17 protein-coding genes and 3 pseudogenes are annotated in these 25,910 nt (G+C 46.3%); 3 read left to right on the forward strand and 17 right to left on the reverse strand.

The features are described 5' to 3' along the window. The 12 genes and pseudogenes from QVP67_RS08320 to QVP67_RS08370 all read right to left on the reverse strand — a co-directional run. Window positions 1–352: heparan-alpha-glucosaminide N-acetyltransferase domain-containing protein (locus QVP67_RS08320; protein WP_288180035.1), on the reverse strand; the 352-nt coding region annotated here is incomplete at its 3' end. Further along, window positions 352–2,508 (reverse strand): alpha-N-acetylglucosaminidase, encoded by a 2,157-nt coding sequence (locus QVP67_RS08325; protein ID WP_022163110.1) that lies wholly within the window; start codon window positions 2,506–2,508, stop codon window positions 352–354. The genes QVP67_RS08320 and QVP67_RS08325, both read right to left, overlap by 1 nt. 112 nt (window positions 2,509–2,620) lie before the next feature. Next, window positions 2,621–6,787 (reverse strand): two-component regulator propeller domain-containing protein, encoded by a 4,167-nt coding sequence (locus QVP67_RS08330; RefSeq protein WP_022163111.1) that lies wholly within the window; start codon window positions 6,785–6,787, stop codon window positions 2,621–2,623. A gap of 29 nt (window positions 6,788–6,816) precedes the next feature. Next, window positions 6,817–8,238, reverse strand: coding sequence for a [FeFe] hydrogenase H-cluster radical SAM maturase HydG (hydG, locus tag QVP67_RS08335; RefSeq protein ID WP_022163112.1), 1,422 nt, complete (start codon window positions 8,236–8,238; stop codon window positions 6,817–6,819). Window positions 8,239–8,268: 30 nt separating this feature from the next. Next, a complete protein-coding gene (hydE, locus tag QVP67_RS08340; protein ID WP_288180038.1) occupies window positions 8,269–9,303 on the reverse strand; it encodes a [FeFe] hydrogenase H-cluster radical SAM maturase HydE in 1,035 nt (344 codons plus the stop codon). 22 nt (window positions 9,304–9,325) lie between these two features. Next, window positions 9,326–10,798 carry a monomeric [FeFe] hydrogenase gene (locus QVP67_RS08345; RefSeq protein WP_287641293.1) on the reverse strand — a complete coding sequence of 491 codons (1,473 nt, stop codon included), beginning with the start codon at window positions 10,796–10,798 and terminating at the stop codon, window positions 9,326–9,328. A 351-nt stretch (window positions 10,799–11,149) separates the two neighbouring features. Then, window positions 11,150–12,253 carry a glycine cleavage system aminomethyltransferase GcvT gene (gene gcvT, locus QVP67_RS08350; RefSeq protein WP_022163115.1) on the reverse strand — a complete coding sequence of 368 codons (1,104 nt, stop codon included), beginning with the start codon at window positions 12,251–12,253 and terminating at the stop codon, window positions 11,150–11,152. 30 nt (window positions 12,254–12,283) lie between these two features. Beyond that, entirely contained in the window at window positions 12,284–13,504 is a 1,221-nt protein-coding gene (gene pepT, locus QVP67_RS08355; RefSeq protein WP_022163116.1) for a peptidase T, read from the reverse strand. Between the two features lie 110 nt (window positions 13,505–13,614). Beyond that, window positions 13,615–15,024, reverse strand: coding sequence for an amidophosphoribosyltransferase (locus QVP67_RS08360; RefSeq protein ID WP_022163117.1), 1,410 nt, complete (start codon window positions 15,022–15,024; stop codon window positions 13,615–13,617). 15 nt (window positions 15,025–15,039) lie between these two features. Beyond that, a pseudogene (locus QVP67_RS08365) lies at window positions 15,040–16,488 on the reverse strand (protein-disulfide reductase DsbD family protein); the annotation flags it as partial. 107 nt (window positions 16,489–16,595) lie between these two features. Beyond that, a pseudogene (locus QVP67_RS15715) lies at window positions 16,596–17,058 on the reverse strand (protein-disulfide reductase DsbD domain-containing protein); the annotation flags it as partial. Between the two features lie 25 nt (window positions 17,059–17,083). Continuing rightward, window positions 17,084–17,386, reverse strand: coding sequence for a Dabb family protein (locus QVP67_RS08370; protein ID WP_022163119.1), 303 nt, complete (start codon window positions 17,384–17,386; stop codon window positions 17,084–17,086). 102 nt (window positions 17,387–17,488) lie between these two features. Between QVP67_RS08370 and udk the strand changes: the two genes are divergently transcribed. Both udk and QVP67_RS08380 read left to right on the forward strand, forming a co-directional pair. Further along, window positions 17,489–18,100: a uridine kinase gene (udk, locus tag QVP67_RS08375; protein ID WP_288180036.1), complete on the forward strand. Its 612-nt coding sequence runs from the start codon at window positions 17,489–17,491 to the stop codon at window positions 18,098–18,100. Between the two features lie 18 nt (window positions 18,101–18,118). Continuing rightward, entirely contained in the window at window positions 18,119–19,519 is a 1,401-nt protein-coding gene (locus tag QVP67_RS08380; protein WP_022163121.1) for a transglycosylase SLT domain-containing protein, read from the forward strand. A 129-nt stretch (window positions 19,520–19,648) separates the two neighbouring features. Here QVP67_RS08380 and metH read toward each other — a convergent pair whose 3' ends face one another. From metH to QVP67_RS08405, 5 genes are all read right to left on the reverse strand, one after another. After that, the gene (gene metH / locus QVP67_RS08385) at window positions 19,649–22,417 is read right to left on the reverse strand and encodes a methionine synthase (protein ID WP_022163122.1); all 2,769 of its coding nucleotides are present in this window, start codon (window positions 22,415–22,417) and stop codon (window positions 19,649–19,651) included. A gap of 114 nt (window positions 22,418–22,531) precedes the next feature. Continuing rightward, window positions 22,532–22,984 (reverse strand): SsrA-binding protein, encoded by a 453-nt coding sequence (gene smpB / locus QVP67_RS08390; protein ID WP_022163123.1) that lies wholly within the window; start codon window positions 22,982–22,984, stop codon window positions 22,532–22,534. Between the two features lie 40 nt (window positions 22,985–23,024). Continuing rightward, on the reverse strand, window positions 23,025–23,600 hold the full coding sequence (locus tag QVP67_RS08395; protein WP_022163124.1) for a Yip1 family protein: 576 nt from the start codon (window positions 23,598–23,600) through the stop codon (window positions 23,025–23,027). Beyond that, window positions 23,601–24,392 carry a hypothetical protein gene (locus QVP67_RS08400; protein ID WP_022163125.1) on the reverse strand — a complete coding sequence of 264 codons (792 nt, stop codon included), beginning with the start codon at window positions 24,390–24,392 and terminating at the stop codon, window positions 23,601–23,603. A gap of 213 nt (window positions 24,393–24,605) precedes the next feature. After that, window positions 24,606–25,109, reverse strand: coding sequence for a DMP19 family protein (locus QVP67_RS08405; protein WP_022163126.1), 504 nt, complete (start codon window positions 25,107–25,109; stop codon window positions 24,606–24,608). 377 nt (window positions 25,110–25,486) lie between these two features. Here QVP67_RS08405 and QVP67_RS08410 point away from each other — a divergent pair. Next, window positions 25,487–25,910, forward strand: a pseudogene (locus QVP67_RS08410) (iron-sulfur cluster assembly scaffold protein); the annotation flags it as partial.

Consider the following 25,910-nt stretch of genomic DNA (forward strand, 5'->3'; position numbering starts at 1 on the left):
GCAGCACTCCAGTCAATCGTAAATGGGCAAAGGGAAAGAAATCGCCTTCACAAGCAAAATCGAACCAACCGATGGCCCATCCGATAAGCAGAATGAGCACGGTACGCTTCAGTATCTTCCGGATGACCGGTGCTGAAGGCTGAAAATCGAACTTGCGAAGCGCAATGTATGTGGATATCCCCATAATGAACAGAAAGAAGGGAAATACAAGGTCGCAAGGAGTCAGGCCATTCCATGCAGAATGGCGCAACGATTCGTAAGACTGACTGCCTCCGGCATTGTTGACTACGATCATACCGAACACCGTCAGTCCCCGCAATACATCCAACGACAAGAGTCTTTTCTTTTCCATCATTTAAATACTTTGGCAAACACTTCTTTGGCTACATCGATGCAATCGCCTTCGGGTGCTGAAGTATAAGGATTTGATGCTAGCGTCCAAGGCTCTTCCATAGCATAAAAGTCGAGAGTTACGGCTGGTTTTCCGTCCAGTTCGTCCTGCAAGGTTTTCCAATAGGCTTCCCAGCGTTTATAATAGAAATCGCGTAAAATACCGTTCCATTCTTTGTGGGCATAGTCGCGCAGACCGCCTTCGTCGGCACAGACACGATTGCCCCATGTGGTAATTTGCACACGGGCATTCCATTCATAGAGTTTCTTTTCTTCAGGAGTATTGCCCAATTTGCGTGCCTGCTCTATCCAGCGTCCGACACGGAACTCGCTCCGTGTACCCAACAGACGATCCTGCAACAAGAGCATATCGAGGAACTTGCGGGAATCGGCTGCAAAACTTTTCTTGTCGAAGCTCTTATAATCTGCTATCGTACGGTTATAAACGATGCGTCCTTTATCGGCAATGGCCTGACGAACCACGTCTATCAGATCGTACTCGAAATTGTTGTTGCCACGATAACGGTCGGCCACTTCCAACAACAGGCGGGCAGCCTCTTCCGTCACTGTCGGGTCGTAATAGTTGGCCATCTTGGACCAGCTTGATACCTGGAAATTGTTCAGCGAAGGACGGCCGCAGAAAATGGATTCGTGAGGGCCTTGCTGATTGTTACCGAAAGGACAGTTATAGATGGTATTGGCCAGTAGGGTCCATGCCTGTTCGATCTTCTCGTCGCGTACCCCGTAACGGGCAAACAGATAGTCCTTCAGCCATGCTTCTTTGGTGAATTTCTCCGGACGCCAGGGTAACTCGCACATCAGTTCGAACATCATCGGATTGTTCTCACTTCCCTCCATTGTCAGACCGATACCCTTCAGATGGGTAGCCAACGGATTGTTTTTAGTCAGATAGAAATTATTGAGTAACTGATCCATACGCCCATGCAAACCTACATTCCCACCGAAATTCAGCAACATGCAGAAGATCCAGTCGTGCTGTTCGTATCCCTTGTCGCGCTTCCAGATAGAAGGTATTCCCCACATGGGACGGCACTCACTGAAGAGGTCCAAAATAAGCAGATCACCATTCTTCAGATTTTTCATCATTTCCGGACGCGGATTCTCGGTCCACCCCTGTACAACCCATACAGCCTTCGGATTGACTTTCTTCATGGCATTCATAATGGCTTTTCCTGCCGCATCGAAATCGACTGAAGTTGCATTCTCAGCTTCGTGGAAAGGATCCATAGAGTAGAAATCGGCTTTTCCGAACAAACGTTCCTGTTCGCTGTAATACAGATCGGCAATCTCGGCAAACCGTTCATCGGTAGGTTGCAGGAAAGCCGGACGGGTAAATCCGTTCCACAGATCAGATTTGGTCACATTCAGTCCCAACTTCACATCGGCATCGTGAGGCACCATGCCTGAATAACCGGGGAAGACAGGACGAATGCCATACTCGCGCATCCGTTTCAGAATTCTTTTCTGCAAAGCTTCCTGCTGCACATACCAAGAATCGGGATTCGGGCCACCCCAGCCTTCGAGGTTGTTCATCGCCCACCAGGCCAGAAAAGCGGGTCCGGCGATAAAGCGGTTCACTTCTTCCTTCGTGTAACCAAGTTTCTGAAGCATATTGAACCAGATACATTCCTGTCCTACTGCAGCCAAAGGCATGTTGATGCCATGCAAGGCCATCCAGTCAATCTCCTTTTCCCAGCGTTCCCAATCCCAGAAAGCCATTGTATAGGAATAAGTACAATAATTAAAGTCGTAACGAAGAGACAAATCCGTTTCGTGGCGTTCTTTCTGTCCGACAGGCGGCAGTACATCAGGTAACTTGGCAGTCATGCCATTCCATGACAACTGGATGCCTGCATAGTACTTCAGATACCAGTTGATACCTGTAGCTATATTCACATAGTTATTACCACGCACCACTACTTTATTGCCCCGTTGATCCAGTTCGAAGAAATCTTTCTCTCCCTTTTTCAACTCGATGGCAAACTTGCGTGAAGCACCCTTATCTATTCTTTCCAACAAACCACTAATGGGGTTGCCAGCCAGACAGAATGTATACACTGATAAAAATAAAAGGACGAAAACTGTTCTGATTTTCATGATAGTACTTAAGATTGATATTCTTTTCAGCAAAAATAAGTACTTTCGCCAATGGAATGGAGGAAAATAGAAAAGTTTAGGCAGAATATAGTAAAGTTCAACCCGACAAAGGCTATTTCTTCAGTAAGCTACTAGGCAAATAACCAAAGAATTCCTTAAAACACTTCGTAAAATACTTGGGGTCGTTGAAGCCCACAGCATAAGCAATTTCGGAAACATTGAAATCGCCCGTACTTTCCTGAATCATTTTCTGTGCTATGTTCAGACGGTAACCTTTCATAAACTGACCGATAGGTTGTCCCGTCAGTGCCTGCATTTTTTTGTTGACCATCGTTTTACTGTACCCCATGTCACGTACAAAGTTATCGAGCACATATTCCGAATCGCCATAGTTTTTCTGCATCAGCTCCAATGCCCGCGCAATGAAAACCTGATCCCGGGATTCTTCCTTCATGGGAAGGTCGTCCACATTGCTGCTGGCCGAAAACATCTTTTTATATTTCTGACGCAAATTCAGGATATTGCGAATACGCAGTAACAACATATCGGCATCGAAAGGCTTGCATAAATACTCGTCTACCCCAATCTTATAACTTTCTTTTTCCTGAGCTTCCGAACGAATGGCAGTCAGCATCAGGAAAGGTATGTGCGAAGTTGCCAGATTTTCCTTTATACGACGCGACAGTTCCAAACCATCCATCACCGGCATCATCAGGTCACTGACAATCAGATCGACGTTATGATGCTGTATGGTTTCAAGAGCTTCCTGCCCGTTTTCTGCTTCGAGTAGGCAATACTCTCTTTCGAGCAACGTACGGATATAGGAACGCATGTCCTTGTTATCTTCTACAATCAGAATAGTTGCTTTCTTCTGACCTCCCGTTAAATTTTCCCCATCCAGAATCTTTGCTTCTTCCAATACCTTTTTATCATCAACCAATTCTAGTTCTTCGCTTGGAACAAAAGGCATCAAGATGCGGAAAGAAGCTCCCTTACTATGATTATTGCGTGCATGGATAGTACCTTCATGCAATTCTACGATTTTCCGACACAAAAACAATCCGATACCCGTACCGCTTTGCCCGTACACCGGATACTTGACACTTTTCTTTGACTGAAAGAAACGGTCGAAGATCTTTTCCATATCTTCTTCAACAATACCATGCCCCGTATCGCAAACATCAATATAAAGCATTGGGGTACCATCCTTTCCACGTACAGACGCAACAAATACGTCAATGCGCCCCCGATCAGGCGTAAACTTAATGGCATTCGAAATGAGATTCACCAACGCTTTACGCATGTAAGCGGCATCAAGTAACACCCACGGAGTACTGACTCGTGAGAAAAAGCGGATCTCAATCTGCCGCTCTTTGGCAAATACTTTAAAAGGCAATAATAACTCGGACAGAAGAGCAACAAACTGACAAGGCTTCCTGTCCAATGTAACTTTGTCCATATCCAGTTTCCTGAAGTCCATCAGTTCGTTGACCAACGAAAGCAAATAACTGGAATTGCGCTCAGCAATCTGCAAATCTGCCTTCACATGTTCGTCGGTCACTTCTTTCAACGCATGCTCAATCGGTCCGTGAATCAACGTAACGGGAGTACGGAATTCATGGGTAATATTGGTAAAAAAGGCAATTTTCTCTTCTGTTACATCTTTCACGTGTTGTGCCATCTCCTCCAGCTGTCTGTTCTGAACAGCTAATTTCTGAGTACGCTCCTCAACCTTCTGTTCCAGTTCAATCCGTTGTTCGCGGAAGCGGCGTGTCTTACGTCGATAAAACCACCAGGCACCCAATACTGCCAGAATCAGAATCGAAAGGTAGAACCATACTGTCTTATAGAAATAAGGTATAATACGCACCTGCACTTCCCGAACATATTCAGACCAATGTCCGTACTCATCGGTAGCACGCACCTGCAATATATAATTTCCGGCAGGCAAAGCTGTATATCTGACCATACAATCTCCCGGCAATGTTTCATTCCATTCTTTTTCATAGCCTTTCAAACGATAAGCAAAACGAATCCGCCGGTTATTGCCATAATTGCATGTTGTCAATCCAATTGAAAAACGACTTTCACTTTCGTGCAAAGTAATTTTAGAAGCTTTCGTAACAGGCTCTTCCAAATAATTGCCGTCCAACGGATAAACCACATTTCCGGCCACAGTCAACGATGATAAACGCACTTCGGGAATGCCTGATGGTAACAGTTCATTTTCGGAATGAATAATAAGCAGTCCGCTGGTTGTTGCCAGATATAACAAATCGTTTCGCGACGAATAATAGATACCATTCCAATAGAACTGTGCAGTTGGCAAACCGTCGGACTGTGTATAGCTGATAAAAGTCATCGAATATGGATTGACTTTTGTCAGGCCCTCATATGTTACAATCCATAAATTGCCTTGTCCGTCTTCAGTCATCCCTAATACTGTATTGTTGGGAAGTCCGTGCTGCGTTGTATAGTTTTTAAAACTGAAACGTCCATTTTTGTCATCTGACAACTTATAAAGTCCGCTACCATTCCCTCCCAACCAGATATTGCCTTCATGGTCCTCCAGAATACTGTTTATCTTTTCAATCTTTCCCGATTCGGGATCATCCAGCTTATAACGCAGGTATGTATAATCGAAGCGTTTACGCGATTTGGCAAACGAAAACAAATCTATAATAAACACTCCCTGTGAAGAACCAACCCACAAACGTTTTTTCTTGTCTATCAGAAGTGCGTGAATTGATTCGAATTCGTTTGTAACCCTATCCAACAACACTCTACTAAAAGAATTTGTTTCACGATCGTAAAACAATACTCCACGAGTGGAACCAAACCAGATTCCCCGATTGATGGTATCCTCGCAAGCACTACTGATAAAATCGCCTTTCAACGTAGAAAATTCCTCACGGGTATATCGCTTGAATTTCCTTTCATCCGGTTTGTTCAGATCGAGGTCGTTGATACCAACTCCCCACGTATAAATCCACAAATGATTGTCTGCGGCTGTAAACAGACCGTTAATTGTATTATTACTGATCGAGGTCATATCACCCGGAGAGAACAAATATCGTTTATACGAATTGGTTGCCGGATTCCATTCTACCAATCCTCTCTCTACCAAACCAATCCATAAATTACCCGAAGCATCCTCGGTTATGGCATTAGCCGCCGCATGTTCACCTTCCTTGCCCAATAAAGGGCATGCCCACATTTCTGTCTGCAATCGTTTAGGTGAAAGCAGGTTAATGCCACCAGTCTCCGTACCTAACCAAATGGTTTCTCCAGAAGTAAATATACAATTGATGCCATTACAGTTAATGCCAGATCCATTTTGAGTATTACCTTGACGAATGAAAGAGAAAGTATCTGTATCACGATGGTATACATTCAATCCGTTCAGTGTGGAAACAATCAGATATCCCAATTCTGTCAGTTTGATATCCGTGATATAAGCCTGACTCAACATACCGGGACGGTGCGTAGAGTAACGGTATCTTTTCAGATTTTTGGTAGAATGATTGTATTTGAACAGTCCGCGATTGGAGCCAATCCAAAGAAAGTCCCCATCCATCAGTAAACAGGATATGCGCCAGTCTTCACTGAAAGGTACCAGTTCATCGGACAAAGGAACTGCCTTTAAAATATGGTTACCGACCTTTTCTATTATACAAATCTCATTATCAATGCCAGCACAGACAAAATCCCCCATATCCACCACAGCATGAATGGGTGAAGTGGCTTTTGACCTCAGTACATGATATTCACACACTTGCCCGTTAGCATCCAGACGAAGATGCCACAAATCATTGTTACATGCTATCCACAAATCATCTTTCTTGTCTTTGTAAATAGTATGAATAAAGCTATTTTGCAAACGATGAAGGATGGTATCAGAAGGAAAAGGAAGCCGGACGGAAGCGTATGTATTCAAGTCTATCAAATCGAGACCTCCTTCCGTGGCAACCCACAAACGCTTGAATTTGTCTTCACATAGGTGATGTACAAATCCGTTTTTCAAACGAATAGGATGTGTCTGGGAATTATAATTCAGAAACTGATAACCATCATAACGCGCAAGCCCGTTGTAAGTAGCAGCCCAAATATAGCCGTCAGAGTCCTGAATAATGTCTGTCACAACACTATAAGGAAGTCCAAAACGTTCGGTTATGAAATGAAAGTTGTACCGGTTGAAGAAGCGGTCTGATTCGTTGGAATAGGCAGAGCATACCCAACTTAAACAGACTAATACAACCAGCAACTTCAATCGTCTCATAACCAAGCTACTTTTTCAAATCCAACCTTTCAGAAACGGAAATCCCGCTCTCCTTTTACGATCTGTTCCAAATATTCGGAAGCTCGGGTTCGTATGGCTGCATTCGGAACATGCTGCATCTCTTGCCTGATCATCCGCCTACCCAACTCACGGGTTTCTTCCGACGCATAATCCTCCAGATACTCCTGCAAGGTAATCAAGGCATTAGGCAAACAGCAATTGGCTATCTGACCGCTTTTTACCAGCGACATGAACCGGTCACCCGTACGTCCGGCACGGTAACAGGCTGTACAGAAGCTCGGAATGTAGCCCAGACGAAGCAACCAGTTGACTACTTCGTCCAGCGTCCGGGTATCGCTTACATCGAACTGAGCGGAATTCTCTTCCGGCAATTCGGGCGCAGCATAACCGCCCACACTGGTACGCGAACCGCCGCTAATCTGTGAAATACCAATGTCGAGCACTTTCTCGCGTGACTTCTGCGACTCTCGTGTCGAAATAATCATCCCTGTATAAGGCACACTGACGCGAATCACAGCTACAATCTTCTGGAAAGTCTCGTCGGAAATGGCATTCTCGAAGGTGCTGGCATCAATGTCGTCGGCTGAGCAGATACGGGGAACGCTGATGGTATGAGGACCTACGCCAAACGCTGCTTCCAAGTGTTCGGCATGCATTAGCAAACCTACAAAATCGTAACGATATGTATTCAGTCCGAAAAGCACTCCCAAGCCTACATCATCGATACCGGCCTGCATGGCACGGTCCATGGCTTCCGTGTGATAGGCATAATTGCTCTTCGGTCCACGCGGATGAAGTTTCTCATAATTTTCCTTATGATAAGTCTCCTGGAAAAGAATATAGGTACCGATGCCTGCCTCTTTCAGCTTGCGATAGTTTTCGACAGTTGTAGCAGCAATGTTCACATTCACCCGGCGGATAGCTCCGTTCTTGTGATGAATACTGTAAATGGTCTGTATCGACTCCAGGATATATTCTATCGGATTGTGCAAAGGATCTTCGCCGGCTTCGAGTGCCAGACGCTTGTGCCCCATGTCTTGCAAGGCTATCACTTCGCGGCGTATTTCTTCCTGCGTGAGTTTCTTGCGGGCAATGGTCTTGTTCTTTACATGATAAGGACAATAAACACAGCTGTTGACACAATAATTGGAAAGGTAGAGCGGGGCAAACATCACAATACGGTTGCCGTAGAAGCGCTGCTTGATTTCCTTGGCCAGACGGAAAAGTTCTTCCGTCAGATCCGGCTGGTCGCATTCGAGCAACACTGCCGCTTCGCGATGCGAAAGCCCGCGACACTCGCGTGCCTTCTCTATCAGCGAACTGATCAGTACACGGTCGTCCTTATGCTGACGGGCGTACTCCAGTGTATCAAGTATTTCTTCGTGATTGATAAACTCTGTCGCTATAGACGATTGGGGATTATAAGCCATTATCTTGATCCTTTCTTATCTTATTCTTTATTAAACATAGTCTCCTCTTCCATAATCGATGCGGTAACCGATACGATCCAATTCTTTCTGAAGAGCTTGCAAACCTTCTGCCGACTCGGCTCCCAAAGCAGCCTTATCGTTGTAAAGTTCGTACTTTTGCCGCACAGACAGCGGAGACAGATTGGGCATCACGACATTGGCACCTGCCAATATGCCACGATTCCGTCCTTCGGGCGACAAAGTTGCCAGAGCGGTAGTAGCCGGAATCAGTGCACGTGGATGCATCAACCGCAGAATGGACAACAGGCGCAGCGTCAGTTCTACACTTCCAGCCTTCTCAAGGGCAAAAGGTGTAGCATGATGAGGAATGAAAGGCCCGATACCAATCATCTGCGGAGCCAGTTCGCGGATGAAAAGCAAATCGGCTACAATGTCATCAACTGTCTGCCCGGGACTTCCTACCATGATGCCTGTTCCTGTCTGATAGCCAATATCTTTCAGGTCATGCAGACAGCGCAACCGGTTGTCGCGGGACATTTCAGCGGGATGCAGCTGACAGTAATGGGCAGCATTATACGTCTCGTGCCTGAGCAGATAGCGATTGGCACCTGCCCGGAAGAAGCGCTCGTATGCCTCGCGCGGCTTCTCACCCAGCGAAAGCGTGATGGCGCAGTCGGGATAAAGGGCACGGATAGCCGAAACGACATCCACAACGAAATCATCCGTCTGCCGCGGGTCTTCTCCACCCTGCAACACAAAGGTACGAAATCCCAGCGAATAGCCATGACGGCAACACTCTAAAATATCGTCCTTCCCCAGCCGATAGCGCATCACTTCAGGATTGCCTTTCCGGATGCCACAATAATAGCAGTTATTACGACAGTAATTGCTGACTTCAATCAGTCCCCGTACGTAAACCGATGTACTGAAACGGCTTTGTGCTACCCGACGGGCACACTCCTGCAGATATGCGGAAGCATCGCCGTCCGGCATCACCAACAAACTGCGTAAAGCTTCGGAGGACAGTGCCTCACCGCCCTCCAGACGCTCTACGTATTCCTTCAGCCGATTCTGTGAAGTCATCGTATCATTCTCCGTCTCTGTTTTCGTATGACTCGCGACGCTTCAGCAGTTCCTGATTGAGCTGGCGGCGTCCGGCCATAAAGTCGTTGTGGGCACTCGGACCCGAAATACAGCCACCCTCGCAAGCCATCACTTCGATGAAACGTCCCTGCACCTTGCCTGTCTTGGCAGCAGCACGCAGCAATCCGATGTTCTTCTTGTTCAGGTCGGCTACCTGTATCATAGGAATACCTTCGGCCTCCTTGCCTAAATAAGCTTTAATAGCTCCTGCTACACCTCCTGCCTGTGCGAAACCGTGTGCCTCGCGTACAGAAGTATAGCTTACGGCGTATGCCGGAGTCTGCTTCAGGTCAATGTGGAACCCTTCGAATACGGAAGCGATTTCTTCGAATGTCATTACGTAGTCTACGCACTCATCGCGACGTGCCTCCTTGCGTTTAGCCACACACGGGCCGATAAACACAACTTTTGCCTCGGGATAACGCTGCTTGGCGATACGGGCAGCATAATACATGGGCGAACCGGTAGTAGAAACATATTTCTTCAGCTCGGGCACATGCTTTTCGACCATTTCTATATATGACGGACAGCAGGACGTTGTCATAAACGCCTGTCCTTCTTCCAATTTTTCTTTCAACTCGGCAGCCTCGTGACTCACAGTATCCATGGCTCCCTGCGCAACTTCAATCACATCGGCAAAGCCTACCTTGCGTAATGCTCCGTACACTTCCTCGATGGTAGAATTGAACTGTCCCAAAACAGACGGAGCCGGAATGGCTACAACCTGTTCGCCTTCGCGGATAGCTTGCAGAATGTCGAACACCTGCGAAACCTCGAATATGGCACCAAAAGGACATGCGTTCAGACATTTACCGCAATAGATACATTTCGATTCGTCGATGTGCTCTACATTGTCCTCGTTCTTGCTGATAGCCTTTACCGGACAAGCTTCTTCGCAAGGCACAGGAATATAGACAATAGCATGATAAGGACAGTTCTGGTGACACTTACCGCAACTGATACACGTATCGTGGTCGATCATAGCCTGGCCGTTCTTCTTGAAACGGATGGCATCCTTCGGACAGTTCATGTAGCAACTGCGGGCCACACATCCCCGGCAAAGGTTGGTCACTTCGTAGTTCACCTGCACACACGAAGAACAAGCCTCATCGATCACACACAGAATATTCTCCTTCAACTCACGACGCTTCTCCAAAGCCTGACGGGCATACTCGGAAAGCGGAGTCAGTTCGTCTTTCTCGTCTGTCATGTCAAAACCCAGCAAGGGGAACATCTTATACTTGTACACAGCACGTTCCTTGTGGATACAGCAACGTCCCAACGGACGCGCACGACGAGGACTCAGTTCGATAGGCAGACGGTCAATTTCCTCGATTAAACGATTCTGATTCCAAAGATCAACAAGTTTCGCCAATAGTTTGTGGCGAACAATCATAACATTATTGGTGAAAGCCATAAATATTGAATGTAGTGAATGAATTAGAATTAGGGGTGCAAAGATAAGAATTATAGGTTTTTTAACCAAATTTCATAGTACATTTGTGCATCGCTATCTGCATACAAACCTGACGGGCGAATCATACTTGCATGAGGCGTGAGCCGCACTTGTGTTGCTCGCGAGCCATGCAAGTGTTGCTCACGAGCCGTGCAAGTGTCGCTCGCGAGCAACACAAGTGTCTCTCAACGGCTATAAAAGTATACTGTATTACAGCTACTTATAAAAACGAAAATATCCTGCCGAGAACAGTCTGATTACTGCCCCGACAGGATATTCTTATTTTATCCGTCGTTCTTCAGAGAAACAATCTTATTTGCGGAAAGGCGGACGTACCACTACAGCCTTCAGCTTCCGGCCACGCATGTCGATACAGATCTCCGTACCCGGCTTGCTGTATTCCGGCTTCACATAGCCCATACCGATACCGATCTTACGGGTTGGCGACATGGTGCCCGAAGTAACCGTACCGATTTCCTCGCCTTCGGCACTGAACAGGCCATAACCATGACGGGGAATACCACGGTCCACCATCTCGAAGCCGACCAGTTTGCGCACTGTACCTTCCTGCTTCTGGCGCTCCAGCATGGCACGGTTGACGAAATTCTTTCCATCGACAAACTTCGTTATCCAACCCAAACCTGCCTCAATAGGCGAAGTCGTGTCGTCCAGGTCATTGCCATACAGGCAGAATCCCATTTCCAGACGCAGTGTATCGCGTGCACCCAGACCGATGGGTTTGATTCCGAATTCGGCTCCTGCCTCGAAAACTGCATCCCAGATCTTCATGGCATCCTCCGGATAGAAATACAACTCGAAACCACCTGCACCCGTATAACCGGTATTGGAAATGATGACATCCTTCACACCGGCAAACTCACCGTGAGTGAAATGATAATAAGGTATGGCCGAAAGATCGATCGAAGTCAGTTTCTGCAAAGCAAGAATGGCCTTCGGACCCTGTACAGCCAACTGAGCCATACGGTCGGAAGCGTTCTCCAACTCAGCTCCTTCGGTATTATGGCTTACACACCAGTTCCAGTCTTTTTCGATGTTGGAAGCATTTACTACCAACAGATACTTCTCGGGTTCGTACTGGTAGACAAGCAAGTCGTCGACAATACCACCATCCTCATTGGGGAAGCAACTGTATTGCACTTTACCCGGGGCATCGGCCGTAACGGGAGTCAAAGCAGCTACGTTGTTCGACGTTATTTTCTGCAAGAAAGCAAGTGCTTGAGGGCCTTTCACCCAAAATTCTCCCATGTGGGAAACATCGAATACGCCTACACCCTGGCATACAGTAAGATGTTCGTCGATAATGCCAGAATATTCTATCGGCATGTTGTATCCCGCAAACTCGTGCATCTTGGCACCCAGCGAGATATGTTTTTCGGTAAATGGAGTTGTTTTCATGATATTCTTAAAAAGTTTAGTGTCAGATTCTTATTTTGCCACGATTTCCGCAATTTTCACAATGACATTCATTGCCTTCTCCATGCTTTGAATAGGAACGAACTCGAAACGTCCGTGGAAGTTCAGTCCGCCGGCGAAGATATTCGGGCAAGGCAATCCCTTGAACGAAAGCTGTGCTCCGTCCGTACCACCACGGATGGCTTTCACGTGAGGTTCTACCCCTGCAGCCTTCATTGCCTCGAAAGCAATATCGATGACGTGCATCACAGGCTCAATCTTCTCGCGCATGTTGTAATATTGGTCATGCAATTCCAAAGCTGCAGTTCCCTCACCGTATTCGGCATTGATAAATGCAGTCAGACGTTCCATGCGCTGCTTGCGCTGCTCGAAACGGACACGGTCGTGGTCGCGGATGATGTAAGACACGGTAGTCTGCTCTACTTCGCCGTTCATACCAATCAGATGGTAGAATCCTTCATATCCCTCGGTATGTTCGGGCGTTTCGTTTTCGGGAAGCAAAGAAATGAAACGGTTGGCCACATGAAGCGAGTTCAGCATCTTGTTCTTGGCATAACCCGGATGTACATTGCGTCCTTTAAAAACTATTTTGGCCGAAGCAGCGTTGAAGTTCTCGAACTCCAGCTCGCCCACTTCACCTCCGTCCATCGTATAAGCCCAGTCGCAACCGAACTTCTCTACATCGAACTTATGAGCTCCCAATCCGATCTCCTCGTCAGGATTGAACCCGATACGTATCTTACCATGCTTGATTTCGGGATGTTGCTGCAAATAGACAACAGCCGAAACAATCTCGGCAATACCAGCCTTATCATCGGCACCCAGCAGCGTTTTGCCATCGGTCACAATCAGGTCTTCTCCCTTGTGATCGAGCAGTTCGGGAAAGCGCGAAGGAGAAAGCACAATGTTTTCTTCGGCACAAAGCACGATGTCCGTTCCGTCATAATTGGTCACCGTACGCGGCTTCACGTCTTTTCCACTCATGTCGGGGCTGGTGTCCATGTGGGCAATGAAGCCTACCACAGGCAATTCCTTGTCGACATTGGCCGGCAGCGTAGCAAACAGATAGCCGTTCTCGTCCAATGAGATTTCTTCCAACCCTAAAGATTCCAGTTCACTCTTCAAATACTCGGCAAACGTCATCTGCCCCGGAGTACTTGGTGTAAGTCCCGTCTCCTCACTTGACTGGGTATCGAAACTTACATACTTTAAAAAACGCTCTACTAAAGACATATGATTAACGGATAATATTAGTTTGTAAGTTCTTGAGTTTATGAGTTGAAATATAACTATTAACTTGCCAACTTAAAAACTCAAGAACTTAACCATGAATAATGCTACATTTAGAAACAGCTGCTCCCATCAAAACAGTGTGTACACAGCTTACATTTGGGCAAACCAATAGATTCGACCAGTGTTTCCAGCGTATTGAACTTCAATGAAGTCAGCCCAAAACGTTCGCGGATAATCTCGACCATCTTTTCGTATTCAGGCGAACCGGTAGTGGCGTACTTATCGAGGTTCTTGTTCTCATCGCCTTCCAGCTCCTTAATAATACGACGTGTAATCAATTCCAACGGGCTCTTGGAAGCCGTGAATCCGACAAACGGGCAAGCATAAATCAGCGGCGGACAAGCAATACGAATATGCACCTCTTTCGCACCACAATCATACAGAATCTTTACATTGTCGCGCAACTGGGTACCACGAACAATCGAATCGTCACAGAACAACAAACGTTTTCCCTGCAACATGGCACGGTTAGGTATCAGTTTCATCTTAGCCACCAGATTACGCATTTCCTGCTTACTGGGAGTAAAGCTGCGCGGCCACGTCGGTGTATACTTGGATATAGCACGATGATAAGGTACTCCCTTACCTTCGGCATATCCCAAAGCCATACCTACGCCCGAATCGGGAATACCGCAGGCACAATCCACCTCTGATGTATCGGTCTGTCCCATCTTCAATCCGCTGGTAAAACGTGCTTCTTCTACATTAATACCTTCGTAGCAGGAAGTAGGGAAGCCGTAATATACCCACAAGAAAGAACAAATCTGCATTTTATCTTCAGGCTTACGCAACTGTTCCACACCATCGGCACGAAGACGGACAATCTCTCCCGGTCCTAAATAACGGTCAATCTCATAATCCAGATTGGGGAAACTGCTTGACTCACTGGTCGCTGCATAAGCTCCTTCTTTTCGTCCTATAACGATAGGAGTACGTCCCCATTTGTCACGGGCAGCAATAATGCCATCTTCGGTAAGCAACAGCATAGAGCATGACCCTTTAATACGCTTGTAAACATTCTCAATGCCTTCCACAAAGTTCCGGCCTTGAATGATCAGCAAAGCCACAAGTTCAGTCTGATTGGTCTGCCCCGAACTCAACTCGGCAAAATGCATATTATGGCTTAGCAGTTCAGCTTCCAGTTCGGCCAAATTGGCAATCTTAGCTACCGTAACAATGGCAAAACGTCCCAAATGGGAATTCAATATGATGGGCTGCGGATCGGTATCGCTAATAATTCCAATACCTGAATTTCCTTTAAACTTGTCCAGTTCGTCTTCAAACTTCGTCCGGAAATAAGTACTCTCCAGATTGTGAATAGAGCGTGCAAATGTTTTCTGTTCCGAATCAAACGTAGCCATACCGCCACGCTTTGTGCCAAGATGCGAATTGTAATCGGTTCCGTAAAACAAATCAGCCACACAACTTGCCTTGGCAACTGTCCCAAAAAATCCTCCCATAAATTCTCTTTATTTTTATTGTTTCACTATTTTATAATTCTCCAATCCCGTCTGCAGGAATTCTACGTACTTAGGTATATCCTCATCGTAAGAATACGACTTGTTCAACGGCTTACCTTCGTTGTCAATCAGCACATAGAATGGCTGGGCATTGGCACCGAACTTCACACGTTGCAGATAGCTCCACTTATCACCTACCGTACGCAATGTACGTTCCGTACCGTTTTCGACAATCTTTTGCGGCTGAGGAAGCGGGGTCTTATCGTCTACATATAATGTGATAAGTACATAGTCGTTACGGATAATATCACTGACTTTCTGGTCGGTCCATACAGCCAGCTCCATCTTACGGCAGTTGACACATCCATAACCGGTAAAGTCAAGCATGACAGGTTTACCCTGGCGACGTGCATATTCCATACCCAAATCGTAATCCATGAACTGGGCATGTACTTCGTTATTATAAAGATTAAAGTCTTGAGTCTTCATCGGCGGTGCAAAGGCACTGACAGCCTTCAGCGGAGCACCCCACAAACCGGGAACCATATAAACCGCAAATGCCAGTGAAGCCAGAGCCATAAAGAAACGGGGCACACTAACTTTGGTATCGTCGTCATCGTGCGGGAATTTGATCTTTCCCAACAGATAGAAACCCAATAAAGCAAAAAGAACAATCCACAAAGCCAGGAAAGTTTCACGATCCAAAATGCGCCATCCGTATGCCAAATCGGCTACAGAAAGGAATTTCAGCGCAAAAGCCAGTTCGAGGAAACCCAACGTCACTTTAATGACGTTCATCCAGCCACCCGATTTAGGCATCGACTTCAGCCATGACGGGAACAGGGCAAACAGCGTAAACGGCAATGCCAAAGCAATGGCAAAGCCCAACATACCGATAGCAGGAGCTATCACACTGCCCGTCGTAGATACCTGTACCAGCAAAAATCCGATGATAGGACCCGTACACGAGAAAGATACCAGCGATAAGGTGAAAGCCATCAGGAAAATACTCAGCAATCCTGTAGTCTTTTCAGCTTTACTGTCGACAGCATTGCTCCACTTGGAAGGAAGCGTAATTTCAAACGCTCCGAAGAAAGAAGCAGCAAACACAACCAGCATCAGACAGAAGAATATGTTGAATATTGCATTTGTAGAAAGAGCATTCAACGCATTGGCCCCGAAAATACCGGTAATGATCAGTCCTAACGCTACATAGATCACTACGATGGAAGCACCATACGTCCATGCATCACGAATACCCTTCTTCTTATCTTTGCTACGTTTCAGGAAGAAACTTACCGTCATGGGAATGATAGGCCATACACAAGGAGTGAACAAAGCAAGCAATCCTCCTACGAAACCCGTAATAAATATGTATACCCACGACATATCTTCCTGAGCAGAAGATGTTTCGCCCATTGCCTTCAATTCATCAATCACCGGCTTCCAAAGATCTACAGTACCCTCTGTCACCTTTTCAACAGGATCAACTGGAACTGCTTCTTCCGTTACGAGTTCCTCAGTGACCTGTGCCTGTTCCGTTGCAGCTGTATCCGTTTTCTCGGCAACGGAAGCTTTTCCGGCAGCCTTTCCAGAAAAATTAAAAGGCACTTGCGTAGGCGGAAGACAATTCTCGTCGTTGCAAGCACCATACTCCAGGAAACCTTCTATCTGATAGTTACCTCCGGTCAACTTCAATTTCTGTACAAACTGAGCTGTATGCTCAAAATAACGCACTTTCATTTCGAACATCTGGTCATAAGCTGATACTTCCTTACCTACAGGTTTCAGTTTACCAACCAATGATGCACCGGATAGTTTCTCGGTGTTGAATGTGGCAGAAATGGGGCCACCGTCACCTAACTCGGTAGAATACACATGCCAGCCGTTGTCGATAGTGGCCGAAAAAACAATCTCAACCTCATCGGCCGAAACATTCTTTAATTCAGTCTTAAACTTTACCGGTTCCTGAATCTGCGCCTGGGTCATCACGGCTAGAAGCAGCAGCAGAACCGAAAACAAACTTTTCTTCATCAGTTATTTCAATAATTACAAGGGTTTATCCAATTTCATAATCTACACAAGCACGGCTTTCCTTGACATGGGCAATCAGCTTGCCAGCAGCCACATGATCGGGGTGCGAAGCATAATACTTCACGTCGTCCAATGTATCGAACTCACTGTACAAAGCTATGTTCCACTCTTCCGAAGGGTTCATATTCAATCCAACTTCAATCTTCCGAATCACCGATATTTTGGCAGGAAGTGCTTCGATAGCTTTTTTAAAATTGTTCATTGCCTCTAACTTTTCGGCAGTCGGAGCCTCCTTTTTCAACTTAAATAATACTATGTGCTTGACCATAACTTTGTTATTTTAATGTTTTTACGTATATTTGTCAGCCGAAGCAGTTGTTTTCAGCAACTGCAAAAATACTTGTTTTGTTTCAAATATACATGTAAACGGATGTTAATAATAGGAATTGCAGGCGGAACCGGGTCAGGAAAGACCACCGTCGTACGTAAAATCATCGAGAGTCTGCCAGCCGGCGAAGTTGTTCTACTCCCTCAGGACTCATATTATAAGGACAGTAGTCATGTACCCGTCGAAGAACGACAGAATATCAACTTCGACCATCCTGACGCTTTCGATTGGGCACTACTTTCCAAGCACGTAGCTCTGCTGCGCGAAGGAAAAAGCATCGAACAGCCCACTTATTCTTACCTGACCTGTACACGCCAACCGGAAACCATCCACATTGAACCACGCCACGTCATCATCATCGAAGGCATTCTGGCTCTATGCGACAAGAAATTGCGCAATATGATGGACTTAAAGATTTTCGTTGATGCCGACCCCGATGAACGGCTCATCCGTGTCATCCAGCGCGATGTCGTAGAAAGAGGACGTACAGCCGAAGCTGTCATGGAACGCTATACACGCGTTCTGAAACCTATGCACCAACAGTTTATCGAACCTTGCAAGCGCTATGCCGACCTCATTGTGCCTGAAGGGGGAAGTAATCAGGTAGCCATCAACATTCTGACGATGTACATCAAAAAACACTTGAATCACTAATCTGTAACAAGAAAAAAGATGGGGAAACGACACCTGCTATTTCCGGCCGGCTTGTGCCTGTCGCTCCTGATATTTATATTATTCGGAAGTTGCCGTGGAAAACAAGGTTCGTCCGAAGCCGAAGCAGGCTTTGACGAACTACAACAGATCAAAGACAGTGGCGAACTGGTAGTACTCACACTATACAGTTCGACCTCTTACTTCAACTACCGCGGACAAGAAATGGGCTTCCAATATGAATTGGGCGAACAGTTTGCCAAAAGTCTGGGTGTCAAACTAAAAGTGAAAGTAGCCAGAAATGTGCACGACCTCATCCACAAATTACTGGCAGGCGAAGGCGACCTGATAGCCTACAACCTGCCTATCACCAAAGAATGGAAAGACAGTGTGACCTATTGCGGTGAAGAAATCATCACCCATCAGGTCGTTGTTCAGCGTAATAACGGGAAAGAACGTCCGTTGAAAGATGTTACGGAACTGATAGGTAAAGACATATACGTCAAACCCGGCAAACATTACGAGCGTTTGGTCAATTTGGATAAAGAACTGGGCGGAGGTATACATATCCACAAGGTAAGCAGCGACAGCATTACAATGGAAGATCTTATCACTCAGGTTTCACAAGGCAAAATCTCCTATACGATTGCCGACAACGACGTAGCACGCCTCAACCGAACCTATTACCCCAATCTGAATATCCAACTCTCTATTAGCTTTGACCAGCGTGCCTCTTGGGCTGTACGGAAAAGCTCTGTGCAACTAGCCGAAGCCGCCAACCGATGGCACAAAGAGAACATGACATCACCAGCCTACACGGTCAGCATGAAGCGATATTTCGAGCACAGCAAATCTGTGCCCCACTCTCCCATCCTGTCGTTACGTGAAGGGAAAATATCCCATTACGATCATCTGTTCAAAAAATATGCACCCCAGATAAACTGGGATTGGCGACTGCTTGCTTCCCTTGCTTACACCGAGTCCAACTTCGACAGTACTGCCGTATCGTGGGCAGGCGCCAAGGGCCTGATGCAGCTGATGCCTGCCACAGCACGCGCCATGGGAGTCCCGCCGGGCAAAGAACAAAATCCGGAAGAAAGTATCAAAGCCGCAGTAAAATACATCGCGTCCACCGCCCAGAGTTTTGCAGCTGTTCCCGAAGAAGAACAGACCAAATTTGTACTCGCAGCTTACAACTCCGGTATCGGACACGTACTCGACGCGATGGCTTTGGCCGAAAAATACGGAAAGAACAAATACATTTGGCAAAACAATGTAGAAAACTACATCTTACTGAAAAGCGACGAAGAATACTTTACCGACCCTGTCTGCAAAAACGGCTATTTCCGAGGAATCGAAACGTATAACTTTGTTCGCGAAGTGACCTCACGATACGAACAATACAAAAAGAAAATAAAGTAAAAACGCTTCCTTAAAAAACTCAAATGTTGCCTACCTTCTGATAGATAGTAGACAACATTCGGCATAAAAAAGGTCTCCAATACAAATTAATTTTATTATTGCGTCACAATTAAAAAACGGAATCGCAGCTTAAAACAGTTTCAGCCTGTTGGCACGCGCCTCTTCCAGTGAAACGGTTTTCACCTGCTGCTCTCCACTTTTTTCACGCAACTGGCGGTAAGTTTCGTCCAGCTCAGCCTGCAACTCACGTCTGGCATTTGCATTCATCAAACGGGCAGCCACTGTTGCATTCTGCGAAGCATCTTTCAAATAGATCACCGGAGCATGGTAGACCGGCGCAATCTTCAAAGCGGTATGCAGTTGCGAAGTAGTAGCACCACCAATCATCAGTGGAATATCAAGACCTGCTTTCTCCAGTTCCGCAGCCACATGAGCCATCTCTTCCAAAGAAGGAGTTATCAGACCACTCAGACCAATCATGTCCACTTTCTCTTCAACGGCACGTTGCACAATGACTTCGGCAGGTACCATAACCCCAAGGTCTACAATCTCGTAACCGTTACAAGCCATAACTACCGAAACGATATTCTTTCCGATGTCGTGCACATCACCTTTCACCGTAGCAAGCAGCACTTTTCCTGCTGAAGCTGCTCCGGCCTGCTTCTCCGACTCGATAACAGGTTGCAGAATAGCAACAGCCTTCTTCATGGTGCGAGCAGTCTTCACCACCTGAGGCAGAAACATCTTACCAGCTCCAAACAGATCGCCTACATGATTCATACCTGCCATCAGCGGACCTTCAATAATATCTACAGCCTTGGGATATTTCTGCAAGGCTTCTGCCAAGTCTTCTTCCAGATAATCGCCTATTCCTTTAGTCAGAGCATATTTCAACCGCTCTTCTACCGTAGTACCTTCCCTCCACGATTGCTGCGAACGAGTTACAGCCTGCACAACCCCATCTGCAGCAGCTGCTTTAGCTGCATCAGCCTCGGCCTTCAGACGTTCGGCCGTCTCAATCAGCCGCTCGGCAGCATCAGGCCGACGATTCAGCACCACGTCCTCAATACGCTCCAGTATATCGGCCGGAATGTCGGTATAGAGCACAGAAGTAGCCGGATTGACAATACCCATATCCATCCCCTCGCGAATGGCATGATACAGGAACACAGCATGCATCGCCTCGCGGATATAATTGTTTCCCCGAAACGAGAAAGAAAGATTGCTGACTCCACCACTGACGTGGGCGCCAGGTAAATTCTTTCGTATCCATCCTGCTGCACGGATAAAGTCGACCGCATAATTATTATGTTCCTCCATTCCCGTAGCCACAGCTAACACATTGGGATCGAAAATAATGTCGTGCGGATCGAACCCTGCTTTATCAACCAGCAAACGGTAAGCCCGCTCACACACAGCCGTTTTCCGTTCGAACGTATCAGCCTGCCCCTGCTCGTCGAAAGCCATGACTACCACAGCAGCTCCGTAACGACGAATGATACGGGCATGCTCCAGAAACTTCTCTTCACCCTCTTTTAAAGAAATGGAATTTACAATCGATTTGCCTTGAAGGCACTTTAAACCAGCCAGAATCACTTCCCACTTCGAGGAATCTATCATTACTGGCACACGGGCAATATCAGGTTCGGAAGCAATCAGATTCAGAAAGACCGTCATTTCGTGTGCAGCATCAAGAAGACCGTCGTCCATATTAATGTCGATCACCTGCGCCCCATCTTCCACCTGCCGACGGGCTATGCTGAGGGCTTCCTCATATTTCTTTTCGTTTATCAGTCGCAGAAACTTGCGTGAGCCTGCCACGTTGCAACGCTCGCCCACATTGACGAAATTATTTTCAGGCTTTACTTCGAGCAATTCCAAGCCCGAGAGCCATAAATGCTGCGGACGGCGAGCGGGCACGTGAGGCCGCGCGCCGGATGCCAGTTCGGCAAAACGGGCGATATAAGCATCAGTCGTACCGCAACAGCCGCCTACAATATTCACCAGTCCTTCGTCAATGTATTCCTGTATCTCACGGGCCATGTCGTCGGGCGACTGATCATACTTACCCAAGCTGTTGGGCAGTCCCGCATTGGGATAAGCACTAATATAATAAGGTGCACGTGCAGCAAGCTGCTCCAAAAAAGGTTTCAGCTGACGCGCTCCAAACGAACAGTTCAAACCTACTGAAAATATATCGGCATGCTGCACCGAAGCTAGAAAAGCATCCAGTGTCTGACCGGATAGCGTACGTCCGCCCGTATCAGAAACAGTGACGGAAAGCATCAGCGGCACAGATATTCCGGTTGCCTCCATCGACTGCCGGGCTGCAAAAAGGGCAGCTTTCGCATTCAGTGTATCGAAAATGGTCTCAATCAGCAAAGCATCCACACCGCTCTCTAACAAAGCTGTCATCTGCTCCGTATATGCCTCAGCCAGCTCGTCGAACGTCAGCGAACGAAAAGCCGGATTGTTCACATCGGGACTCATCGAGCAAGTCTTGTTGGTAGGCCCTACCGACCCAGCTACGAAACGAGACTTGTCGGGAGTCAGTGCAGTAAATTCATCAGCCAGTTTACGTGCCAGTTTCACCGCCGCACGATTGATTTCGTCAACCAGATGCTGCGTGTGATAATCGGCCATACTGATGCGGGTAGAATTAAAGGTATTGGTTTCGATGATATCGGCACCGGCTGCCAAATATTTACGATGAATATCCTGTATCACGTCGGGGCGCGTCAGGCACAACAAGTCGTTGTTGCCTTTCATCAGTCCAGGAAGGTCTGCAAAACGTTCTCCCCGAAAATCTTCCTCTGTTAAGTTGTATTGTTGTATCATGGTGCCCATGGCGCCATCCAGAATCAGGATGCGTCTGTTCACCAACTCTTGCAAAGTCATGGTTCTTGAGTTTTTAAATTTCTGAGTTTTTGAGTTGACAAGTTAACAAGTTGGCAAGTTAACGAAACTACGAGATCTTGTAAACTGTAGCCTTCTCCACTCGCCAACTGAACTCTATCGTTTAAACATACGCGCCATGTCGCGCTTGTCATCTTTTTCGCGGAGCGATTCACGCTTGTCGTACTGTTTCTTACCTTTAGCCAAAGCTACCACGACTTTGGCCAACCCTTTCTCGTTGATAAACATACGTACAGGAATGATAGTAAAACCAGGATCCTTCGAACCACGTTGCAACTTATCCAATTCCTTACGGTTGAGCAACAGTTTCCGCTCCCTGCGTGCCGAATGGTTGTTGTACGAGCCATAAAAATACTCGGCTATATGCATGTTCTTTACCCACAGTTCGCCGTTAGAGAAGTAACAGAAAGTATCCACCAAGCTGGCCTTTCCCAGCCGGATCGACTTTATCTCAGTGCCCGTCAGCACGATACCTGCCGTATAGGTATCTATCAGCTCGTAGTCGAACGTAGCACGTTTGTTCTTGATATTTACAGGAGCTTGTTTCATTTTCAACAATGAATAATGAGAGATGATGAATAATAACAGATCAGTTCAGCAACAATGTCAGCTTGTTGAACAATAACTGAATGACTGTCGGACAAACAATCAGCAGTATCGACGAAATCACCGTGAAACGCAGACGATCTTTCTCTTCTACTTCCATCAGGCTGCGACTGCCTTCCCACACTACATACACAATGTAGAACTGCAATAACATAGCGATGATATTGAAGTCGGGCAATACACCAATAATGATCTGAAGCAGGAAAGGTACAACCATGGCGTATCCTGCAAACTGACGCGTCAGGTTAATATCATCGTCCTGCATAAACAAGCGGACACGCAAAGCGTTGATAAGATAAGCTGCCAGGAAATAGCCGCCAAACAACGACACAGCCACAGCACAACATTGCGTCATGGCATACTGAAAACTCTCCGGACCACTCCACCCCTTCAGCAGCAACGAACCGATGAAGACGGAGAGACCGCATAAACCAATCATAGGATAGACAAAGGCGGTAAACACCGTTCGTCTATCCTCTTCCAAACGAATTTCCTCCCAGGCACGGGCCGGGGAGGAAATCAGTAAAAGTGCGGTATGAAATAAACTTTTGTAGTTCAATTAGTCAAAATTATATTTAGAACAATCTATTTCGAATCTCGCTTCTTGCGCTCCTTCCATATTGTCGGAAGAAGAATTGCATTTACCTATCATAATGATCTTCGACATTTTCTGGCCTGCGCTTTCAATGGCTGCGACACCTGCTTGAATATTCAGTTCGTAAGTCACAACGTTGTTCACAGTACGCTTAACGACTTCACCGGCCTCATCTGTCACATTGTGATTAACATACAGATAAAGCACTGTAGGTTCCGCAGGTTTTACCTCATAAGTTACTGTAAACTGATGTTTAGCCAATTCTTCTTCATAAGCATCATCATCGGCAACAGTAGCACGCCAGAACATTGCCGGATAAACCATAGTAGTCTTATCATAAAGCATCGGGCAAACCACAGCCTCACCATAACCAGAATTGTAAGAATACTCAAAAGCATACAATGGAGCATTCGATACACCTGTACCCATTTCCGGAGTCGTATAAAGTCGATCCAGACGAGCCGGATCGGACAACAATGTTATAGTGATCTCTTTAGCACCTTCGGGTACTTCATCGCGATTGTACTGGAAATAAATACTATACAAACCTTCTGTCAATGTCAACATCACAGACTGGTCGGCCGGTATCAAACGAACTCCATCTACTGTAGTAAACGAAGCACCATAATAACCACCGTCGTAACGGGCTAACAATGACATCTTAACAATCGGATCATCCTCATCATTAAAACAAGAAGTCAACGAAATGCCCATCAACAGCGTAAGGGCAAGCGCAAAAAATTTTAGTTGTTTCATTTCTTTTTATAAATAATTTGGTTTGCAAAATTAGATAAAAGAATGGAGTTACACACGACTCTCCTCATTTTTTCATTGTTTTTAAGGTTAAATGAAAGATTAAGTAAAATACTGCATGGAGCGGCCGCATATTAACAAATATTCAGAAATTCGAGTTCACATTCCCGTTCTTTTTCCGTTTCTCACATCACCAATCGAAGCCTTGGAATCTACCTATACAATTGTGGCAAACAGTTCCAGATGCTCGTCGACATAAGCCGCCACCTGAGCCGTAAATTCCTCCTCACGCTCCAAAAATTCATCTTCCAATTCATCGAAAGCCTCATAGTCCTCGTACATGGCCATAAATTCGTCATCGGTACGTTCGCGCTCCAGGTCTTCGCGATGGGCATCGTAGATTTTCTTCGCAGCATACACCATCTTGCTCAGGTCACCCAGCCCCCAAAGCCTCATCACTTTGGCAAAGGGATTCACAAAAATGTACCCGCCATAACCATTCTGTATCAACTGACAGAAACCTCCCTCCATCAGCTCATCACGGAAAATCTGATAGGCCAGCAACGTATGCTGTTCGCCGGTAAGCAAAGGCATCGTTTCAGCCGTAAGTTCACCTCCGGTCACCTTGCGATAGGCATCGGTAAACACTTGGATAAATGCATCCATTCCTTCGGCCGCAGCCTGACGCAAAGCTGCATCGGTCACTTCAATTCTTTCCATCCTTATTATATTATAGTTTAACTCAAGTTTTGCCAACCTATTTCCATCTACAGAAAAAATATCCCCAACCCGTGCACAACCGTAAGAGGACACCCAAACGAAATGGAACAGTCTTTTACATATTAGGAATTTGAGTAAGCAAATATCGAAACTTCCCCGTAAAAAACGAAGCAATCCGAACAATTTATTTGCAAAAGCCCGACAACTGCAATCTCTACTTTGCATTCGGCCAGAAATAGGCAGTCCGTTACTTATTTTTAATAAAAAAGTCAAATCACAGGTTTGCCAGAAACGGGGAAAAGCAGTAACTTTGTGACCGATTCCGAAAAAGTGGATTTACTTTTTTATTATATAACTAATCTAAAAAAGAGCTAATTATGACTTATTCACACGAAGTGGAACACATGTGTGTTGTAAAGAAGGGTCCTAACCACGGACCGGCTCCTATTCCCGAAGAAGGTAAATGGGTAAAAGCTAAAGAAATTGTTGACATCTCTGGTTTGACACACGGTATCGGCTGGTGTGCTCCTCAGCAAGGTGCTTGTAAATTAACCCTCAACGTTAAGGAAGGTGTCATCCAGGAAGCTCTGGTCGAGACTATCGGCTGCTCCGGTATGACTCACTCTGCCGCTATGGCATCTGAAATCCTTCCGGGCAAGACCATCCTCGAAGCCCTGAATACTGACCTCGTTTGCGATGCTATCAACACAGCCATGCGCGAACTTTTCCTGCAAATCGTATACGGACGTACACAGTCTGCTTTCTCAGAAGGCGGTCTGATGATCGGTGCCGGTCTGGAAG

Source organism: Bacteroides sp. CAG:633 (genome assembly GCF_000435115.1).
GTDB classification, from domain to species: Bacteria; Bacteroidota; Bacteroidia; order Bacteroidales; family Bacteroidaceae; genus Bacteroides; species Bacteroides ndongoniae.

What these genes read in the sequence shown, in the direction of transcription:
- QVP67_RS08325 (WP_022163110.1), bottom strand. Translation starts at nt 2,508, where the DNA reads ATGAAAATCAGAACAGTTTTCGTCCTTTTATTTTTATCAGTGTATACA.
- QVP67_RS08330 (WP_022163111.1), bottom strand. Translation starts at nt 6,787, where the DNA reads ATGAGACGATTGAAGTTGCTGGTTGTATTAGTCTGTTTAAGTTGGGTA.
- hydG (WP_022163112.1), bottom strand. Translation starts at nt 8,238, where the DNA reads ATGGCTTATAATCCCCAATCGTCTATAGCGACAGAGTTTATCAATCAC.
- QVP67_RS08345 (WP_287641293.1), bottom strand. Translation starts at nt 10,798, where the DNA reads ATGGCTTTCACCAATAATGTTATGATTGTTCGCCACAAACTATTGGCG.
- gcvT (WP_022163115.1), bottom strand. Translation starts at nt 12,253, where the DNA reads ATGAAAACAACTCCATTTACCGAAAAACATATCTCGCTGGGTGCCAAG.
- pepT (WP_022163116.1), bottom strand. Translation starts at nt 13,504, where the DNA reads ATGTCTTTAGTAGAGCGTTTTTTAAAGTATGTAAGTTTCGATACCCAG.
- QVP67_RS08360 (WP_022163117.1), bottom strand. Translation starts at nt 15,024, where the DNA reads ATGGGAGGATTTTTTGGGACAGTTGCCAAGGCAAGTTGTGTGGCTGAT.
- QVP67_RS08370 (WP_022163119.1), bottom strand. Translation starts at nt 17,386, where the DNA reads ATGGTCAAGCACATAGTATTATTTAAGTTGAAAAAGGAGGCTCCGACT.
- udk (WP_288180036.1), top strand. Translation starts at nt 17,489, where the DNA reads ATGTTAATAATAGGAATTGCAGGCGGAACCGGGTCAGGAAAGACCACC.
- QVP67_RS08380 (WP_022163121.1), top strand. Translation starts at nt 18,119, where the DNA reads ATGGGGAAACGACACCTGCTATTTCCGGCCGGCTTGTGCCTGTCGCTC.
- metH (WP_022163122.1), bottom strand. Translation starts at nt 22,417, where the DNA reads ATGACTTTGCAAGAGTTGGTGAACAGACGCATCCTGATTCTGGATGGC.
- smpB (WP_022163123.1), bottom strand. Translation starts at nt 22,984, where the DNA reads ATGAAACAAGCTCCTGTAAATATCAAGAACAAACGTGCTACGTTCGAC.
- QVP67_RS08400 (WP_022163125.1), bottom strand. Translation starts at nt 24,392, where the DNA reads ATGAAACAACTAAAATTTTTTGCGCTTGCCCTTACGCTGTTGATGGGC.
- QVP67_RS08405 (WP_022163126.1), bottom strand. Translation starts at nt 25,109, where the DNA reads ATGGAAAGAATTGAAGTGACCGATGCAGCTTTGCGTCAGGCTGCGGCC.